Annotated in this window: 11 protein-coding genes; 9 read left to right on the top strand and 2 right to left on the bottom strand. The window is 75.1% G+C overall.

Features of this window, described 5'->3' with window-relative positions; all coding sequences use genetic code 11:
* Window positions 1–13: 13 nt before the first annotated feature.
* Window positions 14–514: a cysteine dioxygenase gene (locus tag IF27_RS26710; RefSeq protein ID WP_052852412.1), complete on the bottom strand. Its 501-nt coding sequence runs from the start codon at window positions 512–514 to the stop codon at window positions 14–16.
* 545 nt (window positions 515–1059) lie between these two features.
* Here IF27_RS26710 and IF27_RS26705 point away from each other — a divergent pair.
* The 3 genes from IF27_RS26705 to IF27_RS26695 all read left to right on the top strand — a co-directional run bounded on the left by IF27_RS26705 (window position 1060) and on the right by IF27_RS26695 (window position 6595).
* Entirely contained in the window at window positions 1060–1323 is a 264-nt protein-coding gene (locus IF27_RS26705) for a WhiB family transcriptional regulator (protein ID WP_004952403.1), read from the top strand.
* 116 nt (window positions 1324–1439) lie between these two features.
* Entirely contained in the window at window positions 1440–5081 is a 3642-nt protein-coding gene (locus IF27_RS26700; RefSeq protein ID WP_052852411.1) for a glycosyltransferase family 2 protein, read from the top strand.
* A complete protein-coding gene (locus IF27_RS26695) occupies window positions 5078–6595 on the top strand; it encodes a DUF5719 family protein (RefSeq protein WP_052852410.1) in 1518 nt (505 codons plus the stop codon). The genes IF27_RS26700 and IF27_RS26695 overlap by 4 nt, the downstream gene beginning before the upstream one ends.
* Before the next feature lie 44 nt (window positions 6596–6639).
* On the opposite strand, the gene IF27_RS26690 is transcribed toward IF27_RS26695, so the two are convergent.
* On the bottom strand, window positions 6640–7113 hold the full coding sequence (locus tag IF27_RS26690; protein WP_110946289.1) for a metallopeptidase family protein: 474 nt from the start codon (window positions 7111–7113) through the stop codon (window positions 6640–6642).
* Window positions 7114–7298: 185 nt separating this feature from the next.
* Between IF27_RS26690 and IF27_RS26685 the strand changes: the two genes are divergently transcribed.
* From IF27_RS26685 to IF27_RS30620, 6 genes are all read left to right on the top strand, one after another.
* Complete coding sequence (locus IF27_RS26685) at window positions 7299–7679, top strand: DUF3499 domain-containing protein (RefSeq protein WP_052852408.1); 381 nt, start codon at window positions 7299–7301, stop codon at window positions 7677–7679.
* A 124-nt stretch (window positions 7680–7803) separates the two neighbouring features.
* Window positions 7804–9162, top strand: a complete 1359-nt coding sequence (locus IF27_RS26680; protein WP_052852407.1) for a phosphomannomutase/phosphoglucomutase — start codon at window positions 7804–7806, stop codon at window positions 9160–9162.
* A 138-nt stretch (window positions 9163–9300) separates the two neighbouring features.
* Entirely contained in the window at window positions 9301–9474 is a 174-nt protein-coding gene (locus IF27_RS30625) for a Trm112 family protein (RefSeq protein WP_110946272.1), read from the top strand.
* A 47-nt stretch (window positions 9475–9521) separates the two neighbouring features.
* Entirely contained in the window at window positions 9522–10709 is a 1188-nt protein-coding gene (locus tag IF27_RS26675; RefSeq protein WP_052852406.1) for an SIS domain-containing protein, read from the top strand.
* Window positions 10710–10752: 43 nt separating this feature from the next.
* Complete coding sequence (gene manA / locus IF27_RS26670; protein ID WP_052852405.1) at window positions 10753–11952, top strand: mannose-6-phosphate isomerase, class I; 1200 nt, start codon at window positions 10753–10755, stop codon at window positions 11950–11952.
* A 245-nt stretch (window positions 11953–12197) separates the two neighbouring features.
* On the top strand, window positions 12198–12320 hold a 123-nt coding region (locus tag IF27_RS30620; protein ID WP_190233114.1), incomplete at its 3' end, for an adenosylhomocysteinase.

Below are 12320 nucleotides of genomic sequence, written 5' to 3'. Positions count from 1 at the left end.
GCGCCCCAGTCTGTCAGCAGGCCAACGCCTCACGTGACACGGGTGCGGCGGCCTCGCGCGGGTACATCCGCATCTCCGTCAGACCGGGGAAGTAGACATGGAGACTGACGGCGGGCTCCAGCGACGCGTTGACCATCTCGTGCACGTAGCCGGGGGCGAAGACGCGCAGCGAACCGGGCGTCAGGACGCGGGAGCCGCGCGGCCCCGCGTCCTCCGTGAGCACGCCGGAGAGCACGGTGCACACGCCGCTCGACGCGCCGTGGTCGTGCCGTCCGCTGCCCTGGCCAGGCACCCAGCTGAGGAGCCACACCTCGTACCCGGGGCCCGTCCGCAGCCGGTGGTACCAACGACTCGCCGCGTCGTACCTGACCAGCGGCGCCCAACACTCCCGGTCCCCGGCCAGCGCGCCGGCGAGGCCGGCGAACTGGGCGACGGTGGTGGGGTGCCCCGTGACGGGCGGCAGCAGGTGCGGGAGCGCCAGCGGGTCGCCGGCGATCGCGTTGTCGTTGTCCATGGAGTGCGGTGTGCCTCGATGCGATCGGGGTCGGGAGAAGACGGGAGAAGAACTGACGGAAGCTCACCGTACGGGACCGGTGGGCCCGCGCGCACAGACGCGTCCGCGTACCGTCCGGTCAACGGGGTAGGCGGCCCTGGTCATTGTTTCACCACTTCAGGTTCTGTCGTGTGCCGAAAGGTTTATGCGCGACAGGTCCGGGACAGGTGCCCCGTTGCTCATCCGTGATGCGGCTGTGATCTCCGTCGCTGTCGTACGCCGGTGGCAACGTATCGGCGCGTGCGGTCGTCCTTCTTTGCGGAAGGAGACCTGAAGTGAGTGAGAACGACCGGGTTGGGAGTCCGGCAGCGGGGTGGGCGAGCATAGTTTGTGCCGATTTGAACACTTTCCGTATGGCTGTGGTGCCGCAGGGTGAATCATCGGGTGAATGGCAGATCGTGGCTTGACTGCCACAGAGCCCCACACCTGTAATTTCACTCATGTCGTTCGAGCGGGACCGATAACGACGGCATCACGGGGACGCAAAGAAGACGAGGGGCGCGCATATGACCGAGCTGTTCCAACAACTGCTCGTCGAAGAGGCGGACGAAGAACTCGGCTGGCAGGAGCGCGCGCTGTGCGCCCAGACCGACCCCGAGTCGTTCTTCCCCGAGAAGGGCGGCTCCACACGTGAGGCGAAGAAGGTGTGCCTCGCCTGCGAGGTCCGCTCGGAATGTCTTGAATACGCCCTCGCCAACGACGAACGTTTCGGCATCTGGGGCGGATTGTCCGAGCGGGAGCGGCGCAGGCTGAAGAAGGCGGCGGTCTGAACGGACGCCGGGGACCGGTCGGCGGAGCGCCCCGGCGCACCGGAGGGTGGCGAGCGATCCAGCCGCTAGTGTGGTGCGACGTCCACCACCGTCCAGCGAACCGGGGCCCGCCCTCGATGTCCGTGCAAAGCCATCCCGAATTCCCGCGGCACGTCGTCACCGCTGTGCTCGTCTCGCACGACGGCGAACGCTGGCTCCCCGAGGTTCTGCGGGGACTGCTCGGCCAGGACCGGCCGGTCCAGGACGTCATCGCAGCCGACACCGGCAGCGCCGACTCCTCCGCCACCCTGGTCACCGAAGCGCTCGGCGCCGAGCGGGTCCTGCACCTCGCCCGCCGCACCGGCTTCGGCACAGCCGTCGCCGAGGCGACCCGCACCGCGCCCGTCCTCACACCGGACGAACTGCCCTACCTCAAGCGGCCACCCGCCTGGGACCCGGCCACCCGCACCTGGGACAACAGCACCTACGACCTGCCCGAGTTCCCGCACGGCGAACCCGTCCACTGGCTGTGGCTGCTGCACGACGACTCCGCCCCGGCGCCCGACGCCCTGATGGAACTGCTGCGCCAGGCGGACGCCAGCCCCTCGGCAACCATCGTCGGCGCCAAGCTCCGCGGCTGGTACGACCGCAGGCAGCTCCTGGAGACCGGCGCGAGCGTCGCCCACAGCGGACGCCGCTGGACCGGCCTCGACCGCCGCGAACAGGACCAGGGCCAGCACGACCAGGTCCGTACCGTCCTGTCCGTGTCCACCGCGGGCATGCTCATCCGCCGCGACGTCTACGAGCAGCTCGGCGGCTTCGACCGGCGCCTGCCGCTCATGCGCGACGACCTCGACCTGTGCTGGCGCGCCCACGCCGCCGGACACCAGGTCCTGATCGCCCCCGCCGCCGTCCTGCACCACGCCGAGGCCGCCTCGCGCGAACGCCGCTCCATCGACTCCGCGGGCCGCCTCGGCGGCAGCCCGCACCGGGTGGACAAGGCCGCCGCCGCCTACACGCTCCTCGTCAACACGCCTGGACGCACCCTGCCGTGGGTCGTCTTCCGGCTCGTCCTCGGCACCCTCCTGCGCGTCCTCGGCTATCTCGTCGGAAAGCTCCCCGGCCGCGCCCTCGACGAAACCGCCGGACTCCTCAGCACCTTCCTGCGGCCGGAACGCGTCCTCGCCGCGCGCCGCCGCCGCCGACGCGCCGAGACCCCCGGCTTCGACCCGCGCGAACTACGGCCCCTCTTCCCCCCGGCGGGCGCCACCCTGCGCACCACCGCCGAACAGGTCGTCAGCAACTTCTCCGGACGCAACGACCCGGCCGCCACCTCGGGCGGCAGGCACGGCGCCGTCGAGTCGGGCCCGACCGACGACGACGCCGAGGACCTCCAGGTCGAGCAGTTCGCCCGCGTACGCCGCCTGGCCCGCCGCCCCGGCCCGATGCTCTTCCTCGGGCTCCTCCTCGCCGCCCTGCTCGCCAGCCGCGACCTCATCGGCGGCGGCGCGCTCGCGGGCGGCGCGCTCCTGCCCGCCCCGGCCGACGCCGGGGCCCTGTGGGACCGCTACCTGGAGACCTGGCAGCCCGTCGGCACCGGCGGCACCGAGACGGCCCCCCCGTTCCTCGCGCTGATCGGCCTGCTCTCCGGCCTCCTGCTCGGCAACCCGGGCCCGGCCATGAGCCTCCTGCTCGTCGGCGCGGTCCCCCTCGCGGGCGCCAGCGCCTACTTCGCCTCGCGGCCCCTCGTCATGTCCCGCCTCCTGCGGGCCTGGGCGAGCATCGCGTACGCCTTCCTGCCCGCCGTCACCGGCGCGCTCGCGGGCGGCCGGGTCGGCACGGCCGTGCTCGCCGTCCTGCTGCCCCTCATGGCACGCTGCGCCGTCCTCGCCTCGGGTCACACCACCGGCGGGCGCGGGCCCTGGCGCGCGGTCTGGGCGCTCGCGCTCCTCCTCACCGTCACGACCGCCTTCACGCCCGTCGTCTGGCCGCTCACGCTGCTGCTCGCCGTCGTCGCCCTCGTCCTCCCGCTGCGCCCCGCGCCCGGCGTGCTGAAGGCGAAGCTCCTGCGGACGGCGGCCGTGCTGCTGACCCCGGCCGTCCTCCTCGGCCCGTGGTCGTGGTCGGTGCTGTTCAGCCCGGCCGAGTTCGTCCACGAGGCGGGCCTCCCGTTCGACACCGGCCAGCCGGGCGCCGCTCAGCTGCTGAACGCCAACCCCGGCGGCCCCGGCACCCCCGGCACCTGGCTGCTGCTCGGCATCGTCCTCGCCGCGCTCGGCGCCCTGCTCCGCTCGGAGCGCCGCCCGGCCATCCTCACGGCCTGGACGGCGGCGCTCGCCGGACTGGTCTTCGCCGTCTGGTCGAGCGGCGACGCGTGGGCCGGCCCTGCCACGCTCGTCTACGGCCTCGCGCTGCTGTGCGCGGGCGTGCTCGGCGCCGACGGCGCCAGGTACCGCGTCGCCGCCCAGAGCTTCGGCTGGCGGCAGCCGCTCGCCGTGGCCGTCGCCGGGACGGCCGCGGCCGGACCGCTGCTCGTCGCCGCGGGCTGGGCCCTCGGCGGCGCGGACGGCCCGCTGGAGCGGACGAACGCCGTGCAGGTGCCCGCGTTCGTCGCCGCCGAGAGCGCCACGCGCGACCAGGCCCGCACCCTCGTGCTGACCGGCCGCCGCGGCGACGCCGACGCCCCCGCGGGGCACATCACGTACACCCTGGTCCGCGGCTCCGGCGCCCGCCTCGGCGACGCCGACCTCGCCGCCGCGCTCGGGCCCGACGAGGGCCTGGGGCAGGCGGTCGGCGAACTCGTCGCCGGATCGGGCGCCGACCAGACTGCCGTCCTCGCCGGGTACGCCGTGCGCTACGTCCTCGTCCAGGACGGCGCGCCCGACGAGCTGCGGCGCGTCCTCGACACCACCCCGGGGCTCCAGCGCCTCAGCCAGGAGGACGGCACCTCCCTGTGGCGGGTGGACCGCGAGGTCGCCCGCGCCACGGTGCTGCCCCCCGAGGACGCGGGCGGCGAGGCCGTCCCCGTCCCGGCCGACACCGTCGAGGTCCACGCCGACCTGCCGGAAGGACCCGAGGGCCGCACGCTCCGGCTCGCCGACAGCGCGTCGGACGCCTGGCGCGCCACCCTCGACGGCCAGGAACTCACCCCCGTCACGCTCGACGGCTGGGCCCAGGGCTTCGAACTCCCGGCGGGCGGCGGACGTCTCGCCGTCGTGCACGAGACGCCCTTCACCCACACGGTGTGGGTCTGGGCCCAGGGCTTCGCCCTGCTCGTGCTGGGCGTCCTCGCCCTGCCGGGCCGCCGCCGCGAACTGGACGACGACCTGCCCGAGCCCGAGGAGCAGCCCGAGTCCGCCCCGCAGGGCCGCCGTGCCCGCCGGACGGCGACCGTACCGGCCCAGCAGGGCCCGGACACCGACCACACCCCGGACGCCCCGCCCGCCCACGAGCCCGACCCGCAGCCGGAGCCCACGGCCGAGCCCGCGTACGCGCAGGACCCGGCCCCGCCGCCCCAGCAGCCCGGCTATGCGCCCGACCCGTACGGCCAGAACCCGTACGGCGGCGGCGCGCAGCAGGACCCGTACGCCGCTCCGTACCCGCAGCAGGGCACGTACTACCAGGACGGCGGCGCCATCCCGCAGCAGCAGGACGGCGGCTGGGACGGCCAGGAGCACTACGGCCAGGGCGGCGGCTACGAGCCCCGGACCTACGACCAGCAGCACGTCAGGCCGTACGACTACCCGGCCGACTACGGCGACGGGAGCAACCAGCGGTGAACCGCACCCTCATGTCCCTGCTCGCCGCCGTCGTCGCCCTCGGCGCGATCACCGGCGCGACCGCGCTGCGCCCCGCCGACGCCGACGAGACGACGCTCCGGCAGACGCAGCCCCGCCCCGTCGAGCGCTCCACGCTCGCCTGCCCCCGCCCGACGGGCGCCGAGTCGGCGACGACCTGGTACACCGCGTACACCCCGCCGCTCACCGGCGGGGGCGAGGGGCGGGCCGAGGGCACGGCCGCGCTCGTCCCCGCCCCCGAGTACGCCGCCGGGACCGGCGACGAGGGCGACGAGGGCGAGGAGGAGGCGCCCGAGCCCGTCCTGCCGCTGGAAGCCCCCGGCACGCCCGTCACCGGCAGCGTCCGAGGGCCCGACCACCCCGCCCTCACCGGCACGGCGGAGGCCGCCCTCGCCCCCGGCTGGACGGTCCAGCAGACCACCAGGACCACCGGCGAGGGCGGCGACGGCCTGCTCGGCACCGCCTGCCAGACGCCGGACACCGACTTCTGGTTCGCCGGCGCCAGCACCAGCGCCGCCCGCCAGGACTACGTGCACCTCACCAACCCCGACCCGGCCGCCACCGTCGTGGACATCGAGCTGTACGGCCCCGAGGGCGCGGTCGAGAGCGAGACGGGCCAGAACATCTCCGTCCCCGGCGGCAGCAGCGTCCCGGTGCGTCTTGCGTCGCTGACCGACGCCGAGATCCCGGCCCTCGCCGTCCACGTGACGGCGCGCAGCGGGCGCATCGGCGCGCAGATCGAGGCGGTGGACGCGGGCGGCGGCGCCGACTGGCTGCCCCCTGCCGCCGCCCCGGACGGACCGCTCGTCCTCCCCGGCATCCCGGCGGGCGCCCGCAGCGTCCGGCTCTTCGCGTTCACACCGGGTGACGCGGACGTCGTGCTGGACGTCGGCCTCGCCGGTGCCACGGGCACGATCACCCCGGCGGGCAACGAGACCGTGGACGTCACGGCGGGCGCCGTCACCACCCTGGACCTCGGCGGCCTGACCCAGGACGAGCCCGGCTCCCTCGTGCTCACGCGCGCCGGTGACACCGGCGCCGGGCCGGTCTTCGCCGCGCTCCAGGTCATCGTCGGCGGCTCCGACGAGGACGCTTCGCCCGAGATGGCGTTCATCCCCGCGACCGCCCCCGTCGAGCGGCGCGCGACCGCCACCGGCAACACGGCGTCCGGCACGCTGCTGACCCTGGTCGCCCCCGACGAGGCGGTGGACGTGTCCGTCACCGTCTCCGCGGGCGCCGGGGGCGGCGAGCCCGTCACCGAGGAGTACACCGTGGACGGCAGGACGACGCTCGCCGTCGCCCCCGAACTGCCCGAGGGCATCGACGGCCCCTACTCCCTCACCGTCGAGACCACGGGCGGGACCCTCCACGCCGCCCGCGCCCTCACCATGGGCGACGAGGACGCGCCGCTCCTCACCGTGCAGACCCTGCCCGACGACCGCTCCACGGTCGCCGTGCCGCAGGCGGAGCAAAATCTGGCCATCCTCACGGACTGACCCGGCCGCACGACGCGGGAACGGGCAGGGCCGGCCCCTCGGGGTCAGTCCTGCCCGTACCTCGGGTCAACGGACTCCGGCGCGAGCCCCAGCAGATCCGCCGCCTGCTCCACCACGACCTCGTGCACGAGCTGCGCGCACTCGTCCCGGTCCCTGCTGCGCAGCTCCACCGGCCGCCGGAACACCACGATCCGGTCGGGCCGCGAGCCCTTCCCCCGCAGCACGCCGCCCAGCGGCACCGCGTCCGGCGAGCCGTCCGGGGCCGCGTCCGCGCCGACGGGCGGCAGCAGCGGCACCTCCAGGACGGCGAACACCACGTCGTCCAGCTCGGGCAGCCTGCGCCGCAGCCGCTCCGCCGAGTCGTGCACCAGCGAGTCGAACGTGTCGGCCCGGCTCACGGCCAGCGGCACCTGGGGCGGCGCCACCGGCCCGCGCATGCCGCGGCCGTGCCTGTCCCGGTGCCGGTGCCGACCCGCCTGGCCGGGAGGAGCCGGGGGTACGCCGCTGGAATCGTCCATCAACGTCCGACCATAGATGACGGGGCGCCAGATGGTGAGCACACGGCCCGCCGCCGCCCGCGCGGAGGACACCACCGAACCTCCGGACGAATCCCCACAGGCCGGACGCCCCAGGGGCGACACGGCGGAGTGACGCTGCCCCGAGTCGTCGCGGCCCGCTCAGGAGTGCGGTACGGTCCAACATCGTGAGTCCCGTCCGCCGCTGTTCGCGCACCGCGTGCGCCCGCCCCGCCGTGGCGACCCTGACCTATGTCTACGCGGACTCCACCGCCGTCCTCGGCCCCCTGGCCACCTACGCCGAGCCGCACTGCTACGACCTGTGCGCCCCGCACTCCGAGCGGCTCACCGCCCCGCGCGGCTGGGAGGTCGTCCGACTGGCCGTGGACCCGGCGGCGGCCCGGCCCACCGGCGACGACCTCGAAGCGCTCGCCGACGCCGTCCGCGAGGCGGCCCGCACCCCCCCGCCCCGGCAGGACCCGCCCCCCGGCCCCCCGCCGCGCGGCGCCGATCCGGTCGAGGTCGCCCGCCGCGGGCACCTGCGCATCCTGCGCTCACCCGAGCCGTGAACCACGGCCGGTACATTGATCGGTGGAGCGCTCCTGCCCGGGCCGTCCGCCGCACGCCCCACCCGCGGACCGACCGGACGGCCTGAACACCGCCCATGAAGCCACCGCAGACAAGGGGTTGACTGTGCCGGACCTGTCACAGATCGTGAAGGCATACGACGTACGCGGCGTGGTTCCCGACCAGTGGGACGAGCCGCTGGCCGAGCTGTTCGGCGCCGCCTTCGCCGAGATCACCGACGCCACCGCGATCGTCGTCGGACACGACATGCGCCCGTCGTCCCCCGGCCTCTCACGCGCCTTCGGCAAGGGCGCCGCCTCCCGCGGCGCCGACGTCACCGAGATCGGCCTGTGCTCCACCGACGAGCTGTACTACGCCAGCGGCGCCCTCGACCTGCCGGGCGCCATGTTCACCGCGAGCCACAACCCGGCCCGCTACAACGGCATCAAGATGTGCCGCGCGGGCGCCGCCCCCGTCGGCCAGGACACCGGCCTCGCCGACATCCGCGCCCTCGTCGAGCGCTGGGCCGCCGACGGCGCCCCCGACCCGGTCGCCGAGCCCGGCACCATCGGCCAGCGCGACGTCCTCGGCGACTACGCCGCCCACCTCCGCTCCCTCGTGGACCTCTCCACCATCCGCCCCCTCAAGGTCGTCGTGGACGCGGGCAACGGCATGGGCGGACACACCGTCCCCACCGTCCTCGCCGGGCTGCCCGTCGAACTCGTCCCGATGTACTTCGAGCTCGACGGCACCTTCCCGAACCACGAGGCCAACCCCATCGACCCGGCCAACATCGTGGACCTCCAGGCGAAGGTCCGCGAGACCGGCGCCGACATCGGCCTCGCCTTCGACGGCGACGCCGACCGCTGCTTCGTCGTGGACGAACGCGGCGAGCCCGTCCCCCCGTCCGCCATCACCGCCCTCGTCGCCGCCCGCGAACTGGCCAAGACCCCGGGCGCCACCGTCATCCACAACCTCATCACCTCCTGGACCGTGCCCGAGGTCGTCCGCGAGAGCGGCGGCAACCCCGTCCGCACCCGCGTCGGCCACTCGTTCATCAAGGGCGAGATGGCACGCACCGGCGCCATCTTCGGCGGCGAGCACTCCGCCCACTACTACTTCCGCGACTTCTGGAACGCCGACACCGGCATGCTGGCCGCCCTCCACGTCCTCGCCGCCCTCGGCGGGCAGGACGGCCCGCTCTCCGGCCTCGTCGCCGCCTACGACCGCTACGCCGCCTCCGGCGAGATCAACAGCCGCGTGGACGACCAGGCCGCCCGCGCCGCCGCCGTCAAGGCCGCCTTCGCCGACCGCGAGGGCGTCACCCTCGACGAACTGGACGGCCTCACCGTCCTCGCCGAGGACTGGTGGTTCAACATCAGGCCCTCCAACACCGAGCCCCTGCTGCGCCTCAACGTCGAGGCCCGCGACGCCGGCACCGTCGAGAAGGTCCGCGACGAGGTCCTCGCCCTCGTCCGCGACTGACACACCCCGACGCGTCACCCGCCGCCCCGGCTCGCCGTGCCGGGGCGGCGGACCTGCGGGTAGGGTGATCCGCGACAACAGCGACACCACCCGCGTACGGGCCCCACGCCCGCACCGCACAGCCGCAGGGGAGACGCCATGCCGCTCGTCGAGGCCGCTCTGCTGGAGATCCTGGCCTGCCCCGTCTGCCACGCGCCGCTGCGCGAGGACGGCGAGGAACTGGTCTGCACGAGCGACACCTGCGCTCTGGCCTACCCCGTCCAGGACGGCATCCCCGTCCTGCTGGAGGACGAGGCCCGCAGGACCGGCTGAGCCCCGGCCCGACACGCACGCCGCACGGCGACCGGAGAGAGCCCCGCATGATCGACGAATCACTGCTCGACGCCCCGGACGAACTGCTCCGCGCCGACCCGCACGGCATGCTCCGCGCCGTCGCCGCCTCGGGAGCCCAGGTCCGCACCGCCGCCCGGGGAGCCGAGGAGTCGGACCTCGGCCGTCTCACCCCGGAGGGCCGCCCCGGCACCCTGCTGGTCGCCGGAACAGGCCCCGCCACCCCGCTCACCGCGGGCCTCCTCACCGCCCTGGCGGGCGACTCCGTCCGCGTCGCCCACCTGCGCCCCACGGGCCCCCTCGCCGCCCACGGCGCGCTCACGTGGCCCCTGCCCCGCTGGGTGGGCTCCCTGGACCTGCTGCTCCTCACCACCTCGGACGGCTCCGAGCCGGGCCTCGCCCTCCTCGTCGAAGCCGCCTTCAGACGCGGCTGCGCCGTCGCCGTCATCGCCCCGGCGGACAGCCCCCTGGCGGGCGTCGCCGCCCACCGGCGCAGCCCCCTCATCCCGCTCACCCCGGCGCCGTACCTGGAGACGGGCGGCCCCGCCGCCACACCCGGCCACGCCTGGGCCCTCGTCACCCCGGCGCTGATGCTCGCCGACCGCCTCGGCCTCCTCGACCCCGCCCCCGGCACAGGACCCGACGAGGACCCGCACGCGAGCCCCGCCGCCCTCCAACTCCTCGCCGACCGCCTCGACACGGTCGCCGAACGCTGCGGCCCCACCGTGCGTACGTCCGACAACCCGGCCAAGACCCTCGCGTCCGCCTTCTCCGACACCCTCCCCCTCCTGTGGAGCGAGGGCCCCGTCGCGGGCGCCGCCGCGCGGCACGCCGCCGCCACCCTCACCGCCCTCGCCGGGCGCCCTGCCCTGGCCGCCGAACTGCCGGAAGCCCTCGACAGCCACCGCGCGCTCCTGACGGGCAATCTGGCCGCCGCGCCGGGCGGCGACCCCGACGACTTCTTCCGCGACCGCGTGGACGAGCCCCCGCCGCTCCACGCCCGCGTCCTGCTGCTCCGCAGCCCCCTCCCGCCCACCGACCAGGGCACCGGCAGCGCCGCCGACTCCGCCCGGGACCTCGCCCTGGGCCACGGCGTCGCGTTCGGCGAGCCGGCCATCGCCGAGGGCGGCGGTCTCCTCGCCACCGCCGCCGAGCTGATCGCCCAACTCGACTTCGCCGCCGTGTACCTGGCCCTCGCCACCGGCGCGCGCGGCTGACCCGGACCGCCGCGCGCCCAGCAGAACCGCAAAGGAACGACTCGTGGACCGCCTCACCAACACCGTCAGGCCCTACGCCTGGGGATCCACCACCGCCATACCGCGCCTCCTCGGCGTCGAGCCCACCGGCGAGCCCCAGGCCGAACTGTGGATGGGCGCCCACCCCGGCGCCCCGTCCCGCCTCGACCGCGCGGACGGCCCCCTTTCGCTCGCCGACGCCATCGCCGCCGACCCCGACGGCCAGCTCGGCGCCGGTGCCGTGCGCCGCTTCGGCCCGTCCCTGCCCTTCCTGCTCAAGGTCCTCGCCGCGGGCTCACCGCTCTCCCTCCAGGTGCACCCCGACCGCGCCCAGGCCGCGGCAGGACACGCCGCCGAGGACGCGCGCGGCATCCCCGCCGACGCCCCCGACCGCACGTACCGCGACACCAACCACAAGCCGGAACTGATCTGCGCCCTCACGCCGTTCGACGGCCTGTGCGGATTCCGCGAACCCGCCGCCACCGCCGACCTGCTCGACGGCCTCGGCGTGGACAGCCTCAAGCCGTACGCCGACCTGCTGCGCGCCCGTCCCTCGTCCGACGCCCTGCGCGAGGTCCTCACGGCCGTGCTGACCGCCGACCGCGACGAGGTCGCCGAGTCCGCGCGCCAGGCCGCCGAAGGCGCCGCCCGGCTCGGCGCCGACGACCCGGACGGCCCGTACGCCGCCTACGCCGACATCGCCCGCCACTACCCGGGCGACCCCGGCGTCATCGCCGCGATGCTCCTGAACCACGTCCGGCTCCAGCCGGGGCAGGCGCTCTATCTCGCCGCCGGGGTGCCGCACGCCTACCTCAAGGGGCTCGGCGTCGAGATCATGGCCAACTCGGACAACGTCCTGCGCTGCGGCCTCACGCCCAAGCACATCGACGTGCCGGAACTCCTGCGCATCGTGCGCTTCGAGGCCACGGACCCCGGCGTCATCAGCCCCACGGACGGCCCGGCCGACGGCGCCGACCACACGTACGGCGTCCCCATCGACGAGTTCCGGCTCTCCCGCCACCTGCTCACCGAGGGCGAGGCGCCCCGCGCCCTGCCCCAGGGCACGCCGCAGATCCTCCTGTGCACGGACGGGCACGCCGACCTCCGCGCCGCGGACGGCGCCGCCCTGACGCTCGCGCCGGGACAGTCGGCGTGGGCACCGGCGACCGACCGCGTGGAGATCTCCGGCGCCGGCACCCTCTTCCGCGCCACCGTCGCCGCCTGACCGCGCACCCCCGGGCGGCGGAACGTGGCCGGTAACCACCGGCCGCCCTTGAGCCGTCCCGGGGCACGCGGTGTAGATTCGGCGGCGGAGTCACAGTCGATGCTGATGGCAGTCGGGCGGCCATGCCGCCGCCCGGCCGAGGGGTAAGAAGGCCCTCCGACGGACCGCGAACGCACGGTCGCGCCCCGGCGCGCCCGTCGCCGCAACCTGTCCGCCATCCACTCACCTCCACAGGAGCAGACGTCATGACGTCGAACGCCTCCGGTGACTTCAAGGTCGCCGATCTCTCCCTCGCCGGTTTCGGGCGGAAGGAGATCACGCTTGCTGAGCATGAGATGCCGGGTCTGATGGCCTTGCGTGAGGAGTAC

The sequence above is a fragment of the Streptomyces avicenniae genome, assembly GCF_000719135.1.
In the GTDB taxonomy this organism is placed as follows: domain Bacteria; phylum Actinomycetota; class Actinomycetes; order Streptomycetales; family Streptomycetaceae; genus Streptomyces; species Streptomyces avicenniae.
Note: the sequence above shows the minus strand (reverse complement) of the source record. Positions and strands in the feature narration are given on the sequence as shown.

What these genes read in the sequence shown, in the direction of transcription:
- IF27_RS26710 (WP_052852412.1), bottom strand. Translation starts at nt 514, where the DNA reads ATGGACAACGACAACGCGATCGCCGGCGACCCGCTGGCGCTCCCGCAC.
- IF27_RS26705 (WP_004952403.1), top strand. Translation starts at nt 1,060, where the DNA reads ATGACCGAGCTGTTCCAACAACTGCTCGTCGAAGAGGCGGACGAAGAA.
- IF27_RS26700 (WP_052852411.1), top strand. Translation starts at nt 1,440, where the DNA reads ATGTCCGTGCAAAGCCATCCCGAATTCCCGCGGCACGTCGTCACCGCT.
- IF27_RS26690 (WP_110946289.1), bottom strand. Translation starts at nt 7,113, where the DNA reads ATGGACGATTCCAGCGGCGTACCCCCGGCTCCTCCCGGCCAGGCGGGT.
- IF27_RS30625 (WP_110946272.1), top strand. Translation starts at nt 9,301, where the DNA reads ATGCCGCTCGTCGAGGCCGCTCTGCTGGAGATCCTGGCCTGCCCCGTC.
- IF27_RS26675 (WP_052852406.1), top strand. Translation starts at nt 9,522, where the DNA reads ATGATCGACGAATCACTGCTCGACGCCCCGGACGAACTGCTCCGCGCC.